The organism is Kitasatospora sp. NPDC029312 (assembly GCF_055569215.1).
On the sequence record NZ_JBVHXY010000058.1, the window covers coordinates 1 to 18,433 of the forward strand.

Consider the following 18,433-nt stretch of genomic DNA (forward strand, 5'->3'; position numbering starts at 1 on the left):
CGCCCGGTTACATTCCGAACCCGGAAGCTAAGCCTCATAGCGCCGATGGTACTGCAGGGGGGACCCTGTGGGAGAGTAGGACGCCGCCGAACAATCATTCCGAAAAGACCCCCTTCCATTCGGGAGGGGGTCTTTTTGCGTTACCCTCTGCCAATGCAGAACCTGACCCTGACCTGGCAGTCCGCCGGGGGTGCCGCCGTCGGCCTCTACGGAGGTGCGTACGTCGCCGCGCGGGTCCGGAAACCGGGGGTCGCGGCGCTGTTGCGGGAGGCCGGCACCCTGCTGGCGCTGTTCGCGCTCTGGCAGTTGGTGGGGCACCTGTCGGTGATGAGTGCCGACCACGCGGTGGACCGGGCGAGCTGGATCCACCGCACCGAGCGGGCGATCGGCTTGCCGGACGAGGCGTCCTGGCAGGCGGCGGTCACGCCGTACCCGGTGCTGGTGAGGCTGGCCAACTACTACTACGCAGTGATGCACTTCGCGATGATGCTGGCGGTGCTGTTCTGGGTGTACCTGCGGCACCGGGAGCGCTACGCGTGGGTGCGCAACACGGTGGTCATCACCACGGCGGTCTGCCTGCTGGTGCAGTTCATTCCGGTGGCGCCGCCGCGGATGCTCCCGCAGAGCGGGTTCGTCGACGTGGCGGCCGAGTACGGGCAGTCGGTGTACGGGGGCGCGGTCGGCGGTGTGGTGGTGGCCGACCAGCTGTCGGCGATGCCGTCGGTGCACGTCGCCTGGTGCGTGCTGGCGGCGGTCGCGGTCGTGCGGGTGTCGCCGAGCCCGTTCCGGTGGGTCATGCTGCTGCACCCGGTGCTGACCGTGGCCGTGGTCGTGGTGACGGCCAATCACTTCTGGGCCGACGGCATCGTCGCGGTCGCGATCCTGCTCCTCGCCTACGGCGTCCTGGCGCTGGCGGCACGCCGACGGGGCCGGACCCCCGTCGAGACGGAGGCCCGGCCCCGCAGTGGTGCGCAGGAGCGGCCGAAGCAGGTCACTTGACCGGCAGGGCGACCCTCCCCCAGGAGCCGTTGCTGAGTGCGGAGGTGGCCCAGTACCAGGAGGCGAGTCCGGCGACGGCCGCGATCCAGCCGGCCGCCTTGGCGAGGCCGCCGTACCCGCCGAAGGTGGCGATGGCGGACAGCACCAGGGAGAGCGTCAGCAGACCGTAGACGGCGCGGCTGACCAGTCCGGCACCCCAGCTCGCCGCCGTGAGGCTGAGGGCGAGCAGGGCCCACAGCAGCAGGAACAGTCCGGCGGCGTTCTTGCCCGCCCCGCCCGCCACCGACCAGGTCGCCCAGAAGGCGCCGAGGCTGGTGAAGGCGGTGCCGGTGAAGCCCTCGCCGCGGCGGAGCTGCCACAGGCCCGCGATGAAGAGGGTGACGCCGCCGAGCAGGTGGGCGAGGTGGCCCGCGTCCCCGACACCGGCGCCGTGCAGGACGCCGGTGGAGAGCAGACCGTAGGCGAGTAGTGTCAGGCCGAGGGCGAGGTAGCCGAGGCTCCCCGCGTCGGCTCCGGTGGAGCGGGCGTTCGATGCCCCGGTAGCTTCGTTGCTCACCGGAGGCTCCTTTCACTCTGGGCGCGCGCAGGGCGCAGTGACGCGTGGTGTGGTGTCGAGGAATGGATGCGCGCGACCGCGCCGGGGGCGCACGGCGAAGGCGTGCGCGGGCAGCGGTCAGAAGTGAGGTCAGAAGTGATGGGCCAGCGGAGAGCCGCTGGTCACGTCCCCTCCGGGGGATTCCCCGGTGTGATCGGTGTACCCGACACGGGATCCTTGTACCCTTGTGAATATAACAATTTGTGACTGCGTCAGCTGCTGAACGCGCGGGACGCTCAGGGCTGGCGCTGGTTCGGGACCCGTAGCGTCAGGATCGCCATGTCGTCGGACGGCGGCTCAGCGGCGAACCGCTCGACCGCGCGCTGCACCCGCATCGCGACCGCTCCGGCGGTCAGGCCGGTGCAGCCGGTGAGCACTTCGGCCAGGCCGTCGTCGCCCAGCATCCGCCGGCCCTCGCGGCGTTCGGTGACGCCGTCGGTGACGCAGAGCAGGACTTCGCCGGGGGAGAGCACCAGGTGCTCGGCGGTGAGGTCGAGGTCGTCCATGACGCCGAGCAGCGGCTGGGGGGTGGCCGCCCGGTCGACCCGGCCGTCGGTGCGCAGCCGCAGCGGCAGCGGGTGGCCGGCGCAGACCATGGACAGTTCGGTGCTGCCGTCCGGGCGGGGCGTGAGCTCGCCGTAGATCAGGGTGAGGAAGCGGCTGCGCGAACCCTCGTCCAGGATGGCCGCGTTGAGGCGGCGCAGCACCTGCGGGGCGTCCAGGCCCTCGCGGGCCAGCAGGCGCAGCGAGTGCCGGGCCAGGCCGGTGACGGAGGCGGCCTCGGGTCCGGTGCCGCAGACGTCGCCGATGGCGAAGCCGTAGGTGCCCTCGCGGATGGTGAACAGGTCGTAGAAGTCGCCGCCGACCTCGTTGCCCTCGCCGGCGGCCTGGTAGAAGACGTCCACCTCGACGCCCGGGATCTCGGGCAGGTCCGGCGGCAGCAGGCTGCGCTGGAGGGCCTGGCTGGTGGCGGTGCGCTCGGAGTAGAGCCGGGAGTTGTCGAGGGCGAGGGCGGCCCGGCGGGAGAGGTCCTCGGCGAGTTCCAGCATCTCCTGACGGAACCGGATGCCGGCCGGGACGCCGAGCGCGAGCAGGCCGATGACCCGGTTGCGGGCGGTCAGCGGCAGGACCACGGTCTCGCCGAGCAGGCCGGCGAGTTCGGGGCTGTCGGAGAGCCCGCGGGCGGCGGCGGTTTCGGTGGGTGCCGTCCAGAAGCGGACGCCGTGGGTGGGGCCGGCCTCGGGGGCGGGGGTCTTGTCGAGCAGGTCGCGCAACGGGTCGATCCGGTCCTCGTCCTCGTGCAGGACGAAGGCCGGGCCGCCCGAGGAGCCGTGGTCGCCGTTGGTGTAGACGGCGCACCAGGACGAGAGGGTGGGGACGGCCATCTGGGCCATCAGGGCGAGGGTCTGCTCGTGTTCGAGGGTGCCGGCCAGCAGGTCGGAGGCCTCGACGAGGAAGGAGAGCGAGCCGCGGCGCAGCCGTTCGAGCTCGGTCAGTCGGGTGCTCTCGACGGCCAGCGCGACCCGGTCCGCGGCGAACTGGAGGCGCAGCGCGTCCTCGTTGTCGTAGCGGCCGGGCACGGTGGTGGCGATGCCGAGCGAGCCGATCAGGCGGCCCTCGACCTTGAGCGGGACGGTGATCAGGGAGCGCATGCCGCTGTCGGCGAGCAGTGGCAGGCCGGTGGGGCGGGTGGCGAGGTCCTCGTGGACGGTGGGCAGCCGGGCGGAGTCGTAGCGGTTGCCGGTCTCGACTGGGAACCGGGCGTGCCGGCGGAGCGCGACGTTGAGGCCGGTGGCGGCGCGGAGCTCGAACTCGTTCTCGTCGTCGGTGGTGAGGAGCAGGTAGGCGGCGTCGGCGTCGAGCAGGTCGCGGGCGCGTTCGACGGTGCGCTGGAGCAGCGAGTCGAGGTCGTCGGTGGTGACCGGGCCGGCCAGCAGGTCGAGCCGGGGGCCGGCGGAGTCGGGGCGCTCGCCGGGCAGGGCGCGGGCGGGGGAGCGCAGCACGGCCCGGTCGGGTTCGAGGACGAGCAGGCAGAGGGTGGAGGGCACGCCCTCGGTGTCGCGCACCCGGACCTGGACGCCGTACACCTCGATCTCCTCGCCGTCGGCGCGGCGGACGCCGTAGCCGCCCTCCCAGCGGGCCAGCTGCAGGGTGTCGGTGAGGCCGAGGCCGCGGCCGGGGGACTGCGGCCACACCGCGAGGTCGGCCCAGGGGCGGCCGAGGACGGCGGTGGCGGGGTGCTGGAAGAGGGCCTCGGCGTCGTGGTTCCAGGCCAGGACACGGCCGTCCTCGTCGAGCTGGACGACGGCGACGTGCAGGGGGCCGGCGCTGCTGGGCAGGTCGCTGCCGGGGGTGGCGGGGACGGCGTAGGCGGTGCCGACCACGTGGGCGGGCAGGCTGAGCCGGAACCAGACGGTCTTCTGCCCGGCCGCGTACTCGACGCCCCAGCGCTCGGCGAGGGCGGAGCACATCAGCAGGCCGCGGCCGCCCTCACCGTCGGGGTCGGCGTAGCGGTCGGAGGCGGAGACGGGGCCGTCGCCGAGGGACGGCAGGCCGCGCTCGGGGTGGTGGTCGGTGACCTCGATCCGGACGGTCTCCTCCTCGCGCAGGCAGCAGACCTCGGCGGCGGTGCCGGCGTGCACGACGGCGTTGGTGACCAGTTCGCTGACCAGGACGACGGCGTCGTCCACGACTTCCGGCAGGCCCCAGCCGAGCAGCGCGTCCCGGACGAAGCCCCGGGCGGCGGCCGCGGACCGGCCGTCGGGGTCGAAGGTCGCGGCTGCGCGCGCGGTGACCACGTTGCCACTTCTCCTCTGCTGCTCTTGCCCTGGCTGTCCGGTGCGGCGCCGACTCCCCGTGCGCGCCGTCGGGGTGTGCGGCGGCGCTGGGTCGGGTCGTGGCCCGGTGCAGCGCTCCACCCTACTTTCCGCTTGGTTCCCCGTGGGGGCGGGGCGGTGAAACAGGCACTGGAGGGTGATTCTGCCCACCTGTTTCGGACGGTGCGGTACCAACCGAGCGCAACCGGCCGTACACGCGGCGCCAGTGCTGCCAGACTGGGGGGTCCGCGACGGCCGGTGGGAGCAGTACGGTCGTGTGGGTGCCGGTGTGCCGAGTGGGTCCGCCGGTGCGCAGCCCAGCCGGGCCGGTGCCCGGTGCGTGCCGGAAACGGCGCGGCGGTCACCGGACAGTTCACTACGTGGGAGGGGCCCGTTGAGTTCGGCCACCAAGGACGCAACCAAGGACGCATCCGGCACGACGCCGCCCGCCCAGCGCGGCGGACGGTCCGGGACGGCGCCGCGGAACGTGGCCGGCCGGCGATCGGGCCACAACCGCAGTGCCGAGCCGGCCGACCTGCGCAAGCTGCTGTCCGCGCTGACCGCGATGCGCGACGGCAACTTCCGCCGCCGGCTGACGGTGCCCGGCGACGGGCCGCTGGCGGAGATCGCCGCGGTGTTCAACGAGGTCGCCGAGCGCAACCAGCACCTGACCGGTGAGCTGGCCCGGGTGCGGCGGGCGGTCGGCCGCGAGGGCCGGCTGAACGAGCGGCTGGAGACCGGTGCGGGTGAGGGCGCCTGGATGGCGGCCGTCGACAACTGCAACGCGCTGATCGACGACCTGGCCCGTCCGATGGCCGAGGTGGGCCGGGTGCTGACCTCGATCGCGGAGGGCGACCTGGACCAGAAGATGGAGCTGCGCTCGCTGCACAGCAACGGGGTGAGCCACCCGCTGCGCGGCGAGTACCTGAAGATCGGGCGGACCGTCAACGGACTGGTGGACCAGCTCTCGGAGTTCACCGACGAGGTGACCCGGGTGGCCCGCGAGGTGGGCACCGAGGGCAAGCTCGGCGGTCAGGCCAAGGTCCGCAGTGTGTCCGGCAGTTGGAAGGACCTGGCGGACTCGGTCAACACCATGGCGGGCCGGCTGACCGCGCAGGTGCGCAACATCGCCCAGGTGACCACGGCGGTGGCCAAGGGCGACCTGTCCCGCAAGGTCACGGTGGACGTGGCGGGCGAGATGCTGGAGCTGAAGAACACCGTCAACACGATGGTGGACCAGCTGAACAGCTTCGCCGCCCAGGTCACCACGGTGGCACGGGACGTCGGTACCGAGGGCCGGCTCGGCGGTCAGGCGCAGGTGCCGGGGGTGGCCGGGGTCTGGCGCGAGCTGACCGACTCGGTGAACTTCATGGCCGACAACCTGACCGGCCAGGTGCGCAACATCGCCCAGGTGACGACGGCGGTGGCGCGCGGGGACCTCTCGCAGAAGATCGAGGTGGACGCGCGCGGCGAGATGCTGGAGCTGAAGAACACCATCAACACGATGGTCGACCAGCTCTCCGGCTTCGCGGAACAGGTGACCCGGGTGGCCCGGCAGGTGGGCACCGAAGGGCGGCTCGGCGGTCAGGCGCAGGTCCCCTGGGCGGCCGGGGTGTGGCGGGATCTGACCGACAACGTCAACTTCATGGCGAACAACCTCACCGATCAGGTGCGCAACATCGCCCAGGTGACGACCGCGGTCGCCAAGGGCGACCTGTCGCAGAAGATCCAGGTGGACGCGCGCGGGGAGATCCTGGAGCTGAAGAACACCATCAACACGATGGTCGACCAGCTCTCCTCGTTCGCCGACGAGGTGACCCGGGTGGCCCGGGACGTCGGCACCGAGGGCATCCTCGGCGGCCAGGCGAGCGTGCCCGGGGTGTCCGGGACGTGGAAGGACCTGACCAACAGCGTCAACCTGATGGCCAACAACCTGACCAGCCAGGTCCGCAACATCGCCGAGGTGACCACCGCGGTGGCGCGCGGCGACGTGTCGAAGAAGATCACCGTCGACGCCCGGGGCGAGATCCTGGAGCTGGTGACCACCGTCAACACCATGGTCGATCAGCTGTCGGCCTTCGCCGACGAGGTGACGCGGGTCGCCCGCGAGGTGGGCACCGAGGGCATCCTGGGCGGCCAGGCGCGGGTGCGCGGGGTGTCGGGCATCTGGAAGGACCTGACCGACAACGTCAACTTCATGGCGTCGAATCTGACCGGGCAGGTGCGCAACATCGCCGAGGTCGCCTCCGCGGTGGCCCGCGGCGACCTCTCCAAGAAGATCACCATCGAGGCGCAGGGCGAGATCGCGATGCTCGCCGGGACCCTGAACACCATGGTCGACCAGCTGTCCGCGTTCGCGGTGGAGGTCACCCGGGTCGCCCGCGAGGTGGGCACCGACGGCACCCTGGGCGGTCAGGCGAGCGTGCCGGGCGTGGCCGGGATCTGGAAGGACCTGACCGACAACGTCAACCAGATGGCCAACAACCTCACCGGCCAGGTCCGCAACATCGCGCTGGTGATCACGGCGGTCGCCCGCGGCGACCTCTCGCAGAAGATCGACGTCGACGCGCGGGGCGAGATCCTCCAGCTCAAGACCAACATCAACACCATGGTCGACCAGCTCTCGGCCTTCGCCGACGAGGTCACCCGGGTCGCCCGCGAGGTGGGCACCGACGGGCGCCTCGGCGGCCAGGCCCGGGTGCCCGGCGTGGACGGCACCTGGCAGGACCTCACCGAGTCGGTGAACGAACTCGCCAACAACCTGACCCGGCAGGTGCGCGCGATCGCCCAGGTCGCCACCGCGGTGACCAGGGGCGACCTGAGCCTGCGGATCGACGTGGACGCCGCGGGGGAGCTCGACGAGCTCAAGGACAACATCAACCAGATGATCGCCAACCTGCGCGAGACCACCCGCACCAACCAGGAGCAGGACTGGCTCAAGACCAATCTGGCCCGGATCTCCGGCCTGCTGCAGGGCCGCCGGGACCTGGAGGCGGTCGCCTCGCTGATCATGACCGAGCTAACCCCCGTGGTCTCCGCCCAGCACGGTGCCTTCTTCCTGGCCCAGCCCGCCGGCCGCACCGCCGAGCTGATCACCGAGGACGACGACGAGAACGACACCGTGCTGCGGCTGATCGGCAGCTACGGGTACCAGCGGCGGGCGATGCCGACCACCTTCCGGCCCGGCGAGTCGCTGATCGGCCAGGCCGCGGTGGAGAAGCGGCCGATCATCGTCAAGGAGGCGCCGCCCGGATACCTCAAGGTCGCCTCCGGCCTCGGCGAGGCCTCCCCGGCCCACATCGTGGTGCTGCCGGTGCAGTTCGAGGGCCGGCTGCTCGGCGTGATCGAGCTGGCCACCTTCAGCTCCTTCACCACCGTCGCACTGGACTTCCTCAACCAGATCGCCGACCTGATCGGCGTCACCGTCAACACCATCAGCGTCAACACCAAGACCGAGGGCCTGCTGCTGGAGTCCCAGCGGCTCACCGCCGAACTCTCGATGCGATCCGCCGAGTTGGAGGCGCGCCAGGAGGAACTGGAGCGCACCAACGAGGAGTTGCAGGAGAAGGCCGAGCAACTCGCGCAGCAGAACCGGGACATCGAGATCAAGAACAGCGAGATCGAGGAGGCCCGGCAGGTCCTGGAGGAGCGCGCCGAACAGCTCGCCCTGGCCTCCCGCTACAAGAGCGAGTTCCTCGCCAACATGTCGCACGAGCTGCGCACCCCGCTCAACTCGCTGCTGATCCTGGCCAAGCTGCTCTCCGACAACAACGAGGGCAACCTCTCGCCCAAGCAGGTCGAGTTCGCCGACACCATCCACGGCGCCGGCTCCGACCTGCTCCAGCTGATCAACGACATCCTCGACCTGTCCAAGGTCGAGGCCGGCAAGATGGACGTCCGCCCGACCCGGATCGCCCTGGTGCAGCTGGTCGACTACGTCGAAGCCACCTTCCAGCCCGTCGCGCTGGACAAGAACCTGGACTTCGAGGTGCGGGTCTCGCCCGCCCTGCCGGTCACCCTGCACACCGACGAGCAGCGGCTCCAGCAGGTGCTGCGCAACCTGATCTCCAACGCGGTGAAGTTCACCGACACCGGCGGGGTCGACTTCTCGATCAGCCCGGCCGGCCAGGACGTCCCCCAGCACGTGCGGGAGCGGCTGCTGGAGTCCGGCTCGATCCAGGGCCCGGACGACGAGCTGATCGCCTTCTCGGTCTCCGACACCGGCATCGGCATCCCCGACAACAAGCTGCGCGAGATCTTCGAGGCGTTCAAGCAGGCGGACGGCACCACCAGTCGCAAGTACGGCGGCACCGGCCTCGGCCTGTCGATCAGCCGGGAGATCGCCCGGCTGCTCGGCGGTGAGATCCACGCCGAGAGCGAGCTCGGCCGCGGTTCGACGTTCACCCTGTACCTGCCGCTGCGCACCGAGGCCCCGGACGCCGCGCCCGCCGAGCGGCAGGCGGAGCGGCCGTCCGCGCCCGCGCCGCGCGCCTCGGTCGGGGTGACCCCGGTGGGCCTGCCGGTGCCGGTCGGCGAGAACCCGGCCGACCACTGGGCCCAGGAGGTCCGGGAGATGGCGGAGGAGCGCCGCCGCGGGGCGGTGGAGCGCCGGCGCACCGCCGCGCTGGAGAGCGCCGCGGCGCCCCGGACGACGGAGCCCGCGCAGCAGCCTCGGCCCGCCCGCGGCGACACCCGCTTCGACGGCCAGCAGGTGCTGATCGTCGACGACGACGTGCGCAACGTGTTCGCCCTGACCAGCGTGCTGGAGCAGCACGGCCTGACCGTCCTGTACGCCGAGAACGGCCGCGAGGGCATCGAGATGCTGGAGCAGCACGAGAACGTGGCGCTGGTCCTGATGGACATCATGATGCCGGAGATGGACGGCTACGCGACCACCGAGGCGATCCGCCGGATGCCCCAGTTCGCCGGGCTGCCGATCATCGCGCTGACCGCGAAGGCGATGAAGGGCGACCGCGAGAAGTCGCTGGAGGCGGGCGCCACCGACCACATCACCAAGCCGGTGGAGACCGACCACCTGCTGTCGGTGATGCACGAGTGGTTGAACGGCGACCGCGCGTGACCCGGCGGCGGGCGCGAACGCCGGGCCGGGCCCCGGGGTTCGCGCCCGGCGGTCGAACTGTTTGCTGGCGGTCGGGCCCGGGAACCCGGTAGGGTCACCGATCGTTGCGAACAGTGACCGGACGGCGACACCCTGCTGAGCGTGCGCCGGAGCGCGGGCTGCGCGCCGCTCCGGATCGGGTCCCGATGGAGCGATGTGCCGGGCGAGGGGGTGCGGCTAGCATGACCGGAGTAGCGGTGGGCAGTGCGCGGGTGCCTTCACCGGGCGGCAGGCAGGCGACAGGAGGACGGGCCCCCATGCAGAAGGCGAAGATCCTCCTGGTCGACGACCGACCGGAGAACCTGCTGGCGCTGGAGGCGATCCTCTCCGCCCTGGACCAGACGCTGGTGCGCGCGGCCTCCGGGGAGGAGGCGCTGAAGGCGCTGCTGACCGACGACTTCGCGGTGATCCTGCTGGACGTCCAGATGCCCGGGATGGACGGCTTCGAGACCGCCGCCCACATCAAGCGCCGCGAGCGCACCCGGGACATCCCGATCATCTTCCTCACCGCGATCAACCACGGCCCGCACCACACCTTCCGCGGCTACGCGGCCGGGGCCGTGGACTACATCTCCAAGCCCTTCGACCCGTGGGTGCTGCGGGCCAAGGTCTCGGTCTTCGTCGACCTGTACGTCAAGAACTGCCAGCTGAAGGAGCAGGCCGCGCTGCTGCGGCTGCAGCTGGAGGAGGGCGGCGGCGAGCCGGCGCTCGGCGGGGTGCTGCTGGGCGAGCTGTCCGCGCGGCTGGCGGCGGTCGAGGAGCAGGCGGAGGCGCTGGGCAAGCAGCTGGACGGGACGCAGGACGCCGGGGTGGCCGCCACGGCGGCGCACCTGGAGCGCAAGCTCGCCGGTCTGCGGCGGGCGCTGGACGCGATGCGTCCGGGCAGCTCGTAGGGCGTCGACCGGATCCGCGGTGATCCCGATGATCGGAGTTGATCCGCGGTGATCGGCCAGGACCGGTGTGGAACCGCGCGCAACGGCCGCTCCGGGTTCGCCCGCCCGGGTGGTTCGGCGGCGCATCCGGGTGAAACCCGGTCAGGATGACGATGTGTCTGCGACACGTCTCGGCCCCCGGCTCGGGCGCGTGGGCACCGGTGGTCCGCACCGGTAGGCTGCTGACCCATGGCCACTCGCACGCCCGGGAACGCAGCACGTAAGCCGACTCCGGGACCGTCCAAGAAGGCCGCGGCGAAGGCCCCGGGGAAGCCGCCCGCGAAGAAGGCGGCGGCCCGCAAGGCCCCCGCGAAGAAGGCGCCCGCCAAGTCGGCCCCGCCGCCCCCGCCGTCCCGTTCGGGGCTGATGCGCTTCCTGAACGCCCTGGCGAGTCCGATCGCCGCGATCTTCCGCGGCGTCGGCGACGGCGCCAAGAACCTCCACCCGGCCCACCGCAAGGACGGACTGGGCCTGGTGCTGTTCGCGCTCGCGATGGTGATCGCGGCCGGCACCTGGTTCAGCCCGCAGGGCTGGCTGGGCGGGGCGGCCACCGCCGTGGTGTCCGGACTGTTCGGACGGCTCGACGTGCTGGTGCCGTTCCTGCTGGCCGGGATCGCGATCCGGCTCTGGCGCCACCCGGAGCTGCCGGAGGCCAACGGCCGGATCGTGATCGGGCTGAGCGCGCTGCTGGTGGGCGTCCTCGGCCTGGTCCACATCGGCTGCGGCGCGCCCATGATGGGCAGCGGCGCCTCCCGGATACGGGCGGCCGGCGGGATCGTCGGCTGGGCCGCGTCCACCCCGATGATGGCCGCCGCCGGCCCGGCGCTCGCGGTGCCACTGCTCCTGCTGCTGGCCTTCTTCGGCCTGCTGGTGGTCACCGCCACCCCGGTCAACCGGATCGGTGAGCGACTGCGTGGCATGGGGGTGCGGCTCGGCGTGGTAGAGCCCGGGCCGCAGGACGGGGGACGCTGGGGGCGCACGCCGGAGCGCGAGCTGTCCGACGACCCGCCGGAGGACGCCGACCCCGACGCGCTGCCCTTCACGCTGGACACCGCCGGTGACGACCTGACGGACGAGGTGGCCGCCCGCCGTCGCCGCCGTCGGCGCAAGCAGGGCACCGACGGCGAGGAGCGGCCGGAGGCCGTCCGCCTCTCCCTGGACAAGGAACCGCTGGACCGGGAGCCGCCGGACCCGTACGCCACCCGGGACCTCGCCGCCGGCGCGGCCGCCGACCTGGACGGCGCGTTGGTCTACGGCGTGCCCGCCTCCTCCGCGGTGGCGGACATGATGCACCAGGTCAAGGACCTCACCGCGCCGCCGGAGGAGCCCGCCGTCCCGGCCGCCCGCAGCGGCGGGCCGGGCGCGCCCGCGGAGCACGGCCCGGCACCGGTGCGGATGGAGCAGCTCCAGCTCGCCGGGGACGTCACCTACGCGCTGCCCCCGCTGGACCTGCTGGAGCGCGGCGGCCCGGCGAAGGCCCGCAGCGCCCTCAACGACGAGGTGGTGGCCCAGCTCACCAGCACCTTCGCCGAGTTCAAGGTGGACGCCAAGGTCACCGGTTTCACCCGCGGCCCGACGGTCACCCGCTACGAGGTCGAGCTGGGGCCGGCCGTCAAGGTGGAGCGGATCACCGCGCTCGCCAAGAACATCGCGTACGCGGTGGCCAGCCCGGACGTGCGGATCATCAGCCCGATCCCGGGCAAGTCCGCGGTCGGCATCGAGATCCCCAACCGGGACCGTGAGATGGTCAACCTCGGCGACCTGCTGCGCTCGCGCGCGGCCGCCGACGACAGCCACCCGATGGTCGTCGGGATGGGCAAGGACGTCGAGGGCCACACCGTGATGGCCAACCTCGCGAAGATGCCGCACATCCTGGTGGCCGGTGCGACCGGTGCGGGCAAGTCGTCCTGCATCAACTGCCTGATCACCTCGATCCTGGCCCGGGCCACCCCGGACGAGGTGCGGATGGTGCTCGTCGACCCCAAGCGGGTCGAGCTGACCGCGTACGAGGGCATCCCGCACCTGATCACGCCGATCATCACCAACCCGAAGAAGGCCGCCGAGGCCCTCCAGTGGGTCGTGCGCGAGATGGACATGCGCTACGACGACCTCGCCGCGTTCGGCTTCCGGCACGTGGACGACTTCAACGCGGCGGTGCGGGCCGGCAAGGTCACCCCGCCGCTGGGCAGCGAACGGGAGCTGACGCCGTACCCGTACCTGCTGGTGATCGTCGACGAGCTGGCCGACCTGATGATGGTCGCGCCGCGCGACGTCGAGGACTCGGTGGTCCGGATCACCCAGCTGGCCCGCGCGGCCGGCATCCACCTGGTGCTGGCCACCCAGCGGCCCTCGGTGGACGTGGTCACCGGTCTGATCAAGGCCAACGTGCCCTCGCGACTGGCCTTCGCCACCTCCGCGATGGCCGACTCCCGGGTCATCCTGGACCAGCCCGGCGCGGAGAAGCTGATCGGCAAGGGCGACGCGCTCTTCCTGCCGATGGGCGCGAGCAAGCCGATCCGCATGCAGGGCGCCTTCGTCACCGAGGCGGAGATCGCCAGGGTGGTGCAGCACTGCAAGGACCAGCTGAGCGCCGTCTACCGCGAGGACGTGACGGTCGGGTCCGGGCCGAAGAAGGAGATCGACGAGGAGATCGGCGACGACCTGGACCTGCTGATCCAGGCCGCCGAGCTGGTGGTCTCCACCCAGTTCGGCTCCACCTCGATGCTCCAGCGCAAGCTCCGGGTCGGCTTCGCCAAGGCGGGCCGGCTGATGGACCTGATGGAGTCGCGCGGGATCGTCGGCCCGAGCGAGGGATCCAAGGCCCGCGACGTGCTGGTGAAGCCGGAGGAGCTGGACGGTGTGCTGATCACCCTGCGGGGCTGAGGACGCCTTCCGCGGCGGAGCCGACGGGCCCCCGGGGCGGTCGGGGGGACGTCGCCGTGAGGCTGACGGGCCGCGCCCTCCGAGAGCGTTCACTCGTTCGGAGGAGGGTAGAAGAGCCCCGAGGAACCGAATGTCCGTACGCCGCGTCACTGGCCGAAAAGCGGCCCCCGGGTGCCTGCGCCCGCCCCCGTTGACGACCGGTCAGCGTGGGGCCGGCCCCCGGGTGCGGCGGGCGCGCGCATTCGGGCCCGTTCCGCTTGAGAAACGATCCGCCCGCGCCCCTAGACTGTTCTCCAGCAGGTGGCCATCCGCTCGAAAGGCGTGCCCCGTGACCATCGGCAAGTCCCCCGACCGCGAGAACGCCCCGTCGTCCGTCGCGCCGACCGACGAGTCCGTCGAGCCGGCCGACTCGTCCGCCGCGCCGACCGACGACGAGGTGCAGGCGGCCGATGCCCCGAGCATCGGCCGGGTGTTGTCCGCCGCCCGGATCGAGGCGGGACTCACGGTGGACCAGGTGAGTACCGCCACCCGTGTGAGAGTGCCGATCGTCCATGCCATCGAGGAGGACGACTTCGGCCGCTGCGGCGGCGACTTCTACGCCCGCGGGCACATCCGCTCGATCGCCCGCGCGGTCGGTGTGGACGGCGAAGAGCTGGTCGCCCGCTACGACGCCGCGCACGGCGGCTCGCCGGCCGCCAAGAGCCCGGCCACCCAGCTGATCGACAGTGGCCCGATCAAGGTGCCCGGCCGCAGCCGGCCGAACTGGACGGCCGCCATGGTCGCCGCGATCGTCGCGGTGGTCGCGCTGATCGGCTTCAACCTGGTCAACGGCAAGGACGGCCGGAGCACCACCGGCTCCGCCAGCGCCCCGCTGCCCAGCGGCTCCGGCACCGGCTCCGTCGCCCCCGTGACACCGACCGTCCAGCCGCCGGCGCCCGCGCCGAGCGCCGCCGCGATCGCCGCCGTGCCGGCCGACAAGGTCACCGTGAAGCTGGTCGCCGAGGGCACCAGCTGGGTGTCCGCGATGGACGGCAGCGGCAAGTCGCTGTTCCAGAACAACATCAGCGACGGCCAGGACCAGACCTTTACCGACCCCAAGCAGATCAAGCTGGTGCTCGGCAACGGCGGGGCCGTGCACGCGTACGTCAACGGCAAGGACCTGGGCCTCCTCGGCAAGGACGGCCAGGTGGTGCACGTCACGTACACCCCCGGAGACCCGCAGGCGGGCTGACCACAGGCGCCGGCGGGGCCGGTGACGATCACCTGATCCATGGCGCGCGGACTCCGGGGCGAACGGCACCGGAGGCCGCGCGTTAATCTTGGGCCTATGCCTGAACGCCGTACTGTCGCCCTTGTCACGCTCGGATGCGCCCGCAACGAGGTGGACTCCGAGGAACTCGCCGGGCGACTGGAGGCCGACGGCTGGTTGCTCGTCGACGACGCCGCCGAAGCCGACGTCGCCGTCGTCAACACCTGCGGCTTCGTGGAGGCCGCCAAGAAGGACTCCGTGGACGCCCTGCTGGAGGCCAACGACCTCAAGGGTCACGGCCGTACCCAGGCCGTCGTCGCGGTCGGCTGCATGGCCGAGCGGTACGGCAAGGAGCTCGCCGACGCCCTGCCCGAGGCGGACGGCGTGCTCGGCTTCGACGACTACGCGGACATCTCCGACCGCCTGCAGACCATCCTCTCCGGCGGCCACCACGCCCCGCACATCCCCCGCGACCGCCGCAAGCTGCTGCCGATCAGCCCGGCCGAGCGGCAGTCCGCCGCCGAGGCCGTCGCCCTGCCCGGCCACGGCGCGGAGGCCGCCGCCGAGCCGATCGCCGACCTGCCCGACGGCCTCGCGCCCGCCTCCGGCCCGCGCACCCTGCGCAAGCGGCTGGACGACAGCCCGGTCGCCTCGGTCAAGCTCGCCTCCGGCTGCGACCGGCGCTGCTCCTTCTGCGCCATCCCGGCCTTCCGCGGCTCGTTCATCTCCCGCCGCCCCTCCGACGTGCTGCACGAGGCCCAGTGGCTGGCCGGGCAGGGCGTCCGCGAGATCGTCCTGGTCAGCGAGAACAACACCTCGTACGGCAAGGACCTCGGCGACATCCGGCTGCTGGAGACGCTGCTCGGCGAGATCTCCGCGATCGAGGGCGTCGAGCGGGTGCGGGTCTCCTACCTGCAGCCGGCCGAGATGCGGCCCGGTCTGATCGACGCGATGACCGGGACCGCCGACGTGGTGCCCTACTTCGACCTGTCCTTCCAGCACTCGGCGCCCGCCGTGCTGCGCCGGATGCGCCGCTTCGGCTCCACCGACCAGTTCCTGGAGCTGCTGAGGACCATCCGCGACAAGGCCCCGCAGGCCGGCGCCCGGTCCAACTTCATCGTCGGCTTCCCCGGGGAGACCGAGGAGGACTACGCCGAGCTGGAACGCTTCGTCACCCACGCCGGGCTGGACGCGATCGGCGTCTTCGGCTACTCCGACGAGGAGGGCACCGAGGCCGCCGGCTACGACGGCAAGCTGCCCGAGGACGTGGTCGCGGACCGGGTGAGCCGGCTCAGCCGCCTCGCCGAGGAGATGACCGCCCAGCGGGCCGAGCAGCGGATCGGCACCGAGGTCGAGGTGCTGATCGAGTCCGTCGAGGACGGGGTGGTCGAGGGGCGCTCCGCCCACCAGGCCCCGGAGACGGACGGCCTGACCACCCTGACCGGCGTCGAGGACCCGCGGGTCGGCCAGTTCTGGCGGGCCACCGTGGTGGCCAGCGAAGGAGTCGACCTGATCGCCGAGGCGCTGGAACAGGTGCGACTGCCCGGGACGTCGGGGGCCGAGGCTCCGGGAGCCGGGGAATGACCAAGGGGCCAGGCGCCCCGGCCGCGGCCCACCCGGGCAGACCGGCGGCCGCCCTTCCGCCGGCGCCGGGTATCTGGAACATCGCCAACGTGCTCACGATGGTCCGGGTGCTCCTGGTGCCCGTCTTCGTGACGCTGCTGTTCGCGGACGGCGGGCACAACCCCAAGTGGCGCGCTGTCGCCTGGGCCGCCTTCGCGATCGCGATGATCACCGACCTGTTCGACGGCGAGCTGGCCCGTCGCAAGGGCCTGGTCACCGACTTCGGGAAGATCGCCGACCCGATCGCCGACAAGGCGATCATGGGCGCGGCGCTGATCGGCCTCTCGCTGCTCGGCGACCTGCCCTGGTGGGTCACCGTGGTGATCCTGGCCCGCGAGCTCGGCATCACGCTGATGCGCTTCTGGGTGATCCGCTACGGGGTCATCCCGGCCAGCCGCGGCGGCAAGCTCAAGACGCTGACCCAAGGCACCGCGGTCGGCATGTACGTCCTGCCCCTGACCGACTGGCTGGCCACCGGGCGGGCGGTGCTGATGGGCCTGGCGGTGCTGCTGACCGTCGGCACCGCGCTGGACTACATCGGGCAGGCGGTGCGACTGCGCCGCGAGGGGAGGGCCGCGCAGCGCACGGAGCGCTGAGCGGCGGAGCGGCGAGCGGCGGGCACTCGAGCAGCGGGCTCGTGAGCGGCGGCTCGTGAGCGGAGGGTTCGTGAACGACGGGGGAGATCTGGTGACGGACTACGGACTGGCCGAGCGGGCGCACGCCGCCCTGCGGGCCCAGGGCGGGACGCTGGCCGTCGCCGAGTCGCTGACCGGCGGGCTGCTGGCCGCCGCCCTGGTGGACGTCCCCGGGGCGTCCGCGACCTTCCGGGGCTCGGTCACCGCCTACGCGACCGAGCTGAAGGCCTCGGTGCTCGGTGTCGACGAGGGCCTGTTGGACGTGTACGGCCCGGTCCACCCGGTGGTGGCCCGGCAGATGGCCGAGGGCGTGCGCGGGCTGCTGGGAGCCACGTACGGGCTCGCGACGACGGGCGTGGCCGGTCCGGAGCCGCAGGACGGTCAGCCGGTCGGCACGGTACACCTCGCGGTGGCCGGCCCGGGGGGAACTCTGGTCAGTTCGCCCCTGCTGTCGGGCGACCGTGCCACAATCCGTCACGGTGCGGTGACCGCCGCACTGGAGTTGCTGGTCGTCCGGCTCGCTCGCTAGGAGCCCGCCGCAGGTTCTCCGCCGGATCGAGGTCCGTCGAACTGGCGAGCGGGTATGGCACAGCTGGAGGATCGTGTTACATCCAAGGTCCTGGTTGGGCAGAAACCAGGTGGCGAACGAGTTGCGTGACGGTGGCCGGGTGGGCCGCAACGGGTACCACGAGGGGCCCGCGAACCCGGAGGTGACACCGGAACGAGGAGGGGGACGGCCTTGCAGCCCAGAGTGAACACGACCGGGGTCCCCGCACGCGAAGCGGGCAAGGCGGTACGGTGGGGGCGTGACATCTCGATCCGCAGTCCGAGGAGGGAGGCACCGATGATCCTGCTCCGTCGCCTACTGGGCGATGTACTGCGTCGGCAGCGCCAGCGCCAGGGCCGCACACTCCGCGAGGTGTCGGCGGCCGCCAGGGTTTCGCTCGGGTACCTCTCCGAGGTGGAGCGGGGACAGAAGGAGGCCTCCTCGGAGTTGCTCTCCGCCATCTGCGACGCACTCGACGTCCGGATGTCCGAGGTCATGCGCGAGGTCAGCGACGAACTGTCGCTCGCCGAACTTGCGGCGATGGCCACCCTCTCCGAAGGTGATCTGCTGAGGCCGGTACTCGAACCGGTTCCGCTGCCCGCCCCCGGCACCGACCGGGCGAACCTCTCGCCCAAGTCCGCCGCGATGGACGTGGTCGCCGCCTGACTCCGGCCTCGGAACCCGGGCTCCTCCGATGCCCGGGACGAGCGGAGGAGGGCAGTCGTGCGAAGACTCGTGACGGTGCGCGCGGTGGCCCTGGCCCGAATACGGCTGCAGGCGCGACGCGCGGTCCCCTGGCCGGCCCGATGGGTCCTGGTGATCCTCGCGGCCGGACTCGCCTTCTGGCTCCCGGCCGTCCGGGAGCAGCTGACCGACGGTGCGGTGCTGGGACTGCTGGCGGCCGGCGGCTGGGGGCTCGGTCTCATCCCGGTCCACGCCGACCGGAACGCCACCGGGCCGGTGCGACGCGGACGCCGTCGCCGCGCGGGCAAGCCGCTGGGCCGGGCGGAGGCACAACCGCCTTCGATCGGGTGA

The 18,433-nt window shown here is 72.2% G+C and carries 12 protein-coding genes and 1 rRNA gene; 11 read left to right on the forward strand and 2 right to left on the reverse strand.

Going from position 1 to position 18,433, the window contains the following annotated elements; genetic code table 11:
* Both rrf and ACZ4WV_RS32135 read left to right on the forward strand, forming a co-directional pair.
* A 5S ribosomal RNA gene (rrf, locus tag ACZ4WV_RS32130) occupies window positions 1-92 on the forward strand; the annotation flags it as partial.
* Window positions 93-153: 61 nt separating this feature from the next.
* The gene (locus ACZ4WV_RS32135; RefSeq protein ID WP_465752173.1) at window positions 154-999 is read left to right on the forward strand and encodes a phosphatase PAP2 family protein; all 846 of its coding nucleotides are present in this window, start codon (window positions 154-156) and stop codon (window positions 997-999) included.
* Here the strand turns inward: ACZ4WV_RS32135 and ACZ4WV_RS32140 are convergent.
* On the reverse strand, window positions 992-1,555 hold the full coding sequence (locus ACZ4WV_RS32140; protein ID WP_465752174.1) for a GPR1/FUN34/YaaH family transporter: 564 nt from the start codon (window positions 1,553-1,555) through the stop codon (window positions 992-994). The genes ACZ4WV_RS32135 and ACZ4WV_RS32140 overlap by 8 nt on opposite strands.
* A gap of 275 nt (window positions 1,556-1,830) precedes the next feature.
* A complete protein-coding gene (locus tag ACZ4WV_RS32145) occupies window positions 1,831-4,392 on the reverse strand; it encodes a SpoIIE family protein phosphatase (protein ID WP_465752175.1) in 2,562 nt (853 codons plus the stop codon).
* Window positions 4,393-4,897: 505 nt separating this feature from the next.
* On the opposite strand from ACZ4WV_RS32145, the gene ACZ4WV_RS32150 reads away from it, so the two are divergent.
* From ACZ4WV_RS32150 to ACZ4WV_RS32190, 9 genes are all read left to right on the forward strand, one after another.
* Window positions 4,898-9,490, forward strand: coding sequence for a HAMP domain-containing protein (locus tag ACZ4WV_RS32150; RefSeq protein WP_465752198.1), 4,593 nt, complete (start codon window positions 4,898-4,900; stop codon window positions 9,488-9,490).
* Window positions 9,491-9,786: 296 nt separating this feature from the next.
* Window positions 9,787-10,422 (forward strand): response regulator, encoded by a 636-nt coding sequence (locus tag ACZ4WV_RS32155; RefSeq protein ID WP_465752176.1) that lies wholly within the window; start codon window positions 9,787-9,789, stop codon window positions 10,420-10,422.
* A gap of 228 nt (window positions 10,423-10,650) precedes the next feature.
* Window positions 10,651-13,344 (forward strand): FtsK/SpoIIIE family DNA translocase, encoded by a 2,694-nt coding sequence (locus ACZ4WV_RS32160; protein ID WP_465752177.1) that lies wholly within the window; start codon window positions 10,651-10,653, stop codon window positions 13,342-13,344.
* 328 nt (window positions 13,345-13,672) lie between these two features.
* A complete protein-coding gene (locus ACZ4WV_RS32165) occupies window positions 13,673-14,575 on the forward strand; it encodes a helix-turn-helix domain-containing protein (protein ID WP_465752178.1) in 903 nt (300 codons plus the stop codon).
* 96 nt (window positions 14,576-14,671) lie between these two features.
* Window positions 14,672-16,177 carry a 30S ribosomal protein S12 methylthiotransferase RimO gene (rimO, locus tag ACZ4WV_RS32170; RefSeq protein WP_465752179.1) on the forward strand — a complete coding sequence of 502 codons (1,506 nt, stop codon included), beginning with the start codon at window positions 14,672-14,674 and terminating at the stop codon, window positions 16,175-16,177.
* Complete coding sequence (gene pgsA / locus ACZ4WV_RS32175; RefSeq protein ID WP_465752180.1) at window positions 16,174-16,812, forward strand: CDP-diacylglycerol--glycerol-3-phosphate 3-phosphatidyltransferase; 639 nt, start codon at window positions 16,174-16,176, stop codon at window positions 16,810-16,812. Before rimO ends, pgsA begins: the two co-directional genes overlap by 4 nt.
* A gap of 91 nt (window positions 16,813-16,903) precedes the next feature.
* Window positions 16,904-17,380, forward strand: a complete 477-nt coding sequence (locus ACZ4WV_RS32180; RefSeq protein WP_465752181.1) for a CinA family protein — start codon at window positions 16,904-16,906, stop codon at window positions 17,378-17,380.
* A gap of 315 nt (window positions 17,381-17,695) precedes the next feature.
* Window positions 17,696-18,064, forward strand: a complete 369-nt coding sequence (locus ACZ4WV_RS32185; protein ID WP_465752182.1) for a helix-turn-helix domain-containing protein — start codon at window positions 17,696-17,698, stop codon at window positions 18,062-18,064.
* 57 nt (window positions 18,065-18,121) lie between these two features.
* Window positions 18,122-18,433, forward strand: a complete 312-nt coding sequence (locus ACZ4WV_RS32190) for a hypothetical protein (RefSeq protein ID WP_465752183.1) — start codon at window positions 18,122-18,124, stop codon at window positions 18,431-18,433.

Bases quoted from the DNA above. Each gene is read 5' to 3' on its own strand.
- ACZ4WV_RS32160 (WP_465752177.1), top strand. From the start codon at position 10,651: ATGGCCACTCGCACGCCCGGGAACGCAGCACGTAAGCCGACTCCGGGA.
- ACZ4WV_RS32135 (WP_465752173.1), top strand. From the start codon at position 154: ATGCAGAACCTGACCCTGACCTGGCAGTCCGCCGGGGGTGCCGCCGTC.
- ACZ4WV_RS32155 (WP_465752176.1), top strand. From the start codon at position 9,787: ATGCAGAAGGCGAAGATCCTCCTGGTCGACGACCGACCGGAGAACCTG.
- ACZ4WV_RS32185 (WP_465752182.1), top strand. From the start codon at position 17,696: ATGATCCTGCTCCGTCGCCTACTGGGCGATGTACTGCGTCGGCAGCGC.
- rimO (WP_465752179.1), top strand. From the start codon at position 14,672: ATGCCTGAACGCCGTACTGTCGCCCTTGTCACGCTCGGATGCGCCCGC.
- pgsA (WP_465752180.1), top strand. From the start codon at position 16,174: ATGACCAAGGGGCCAGGCGCCCCGGCCGCGGCCCACCCGGGCAGACCG.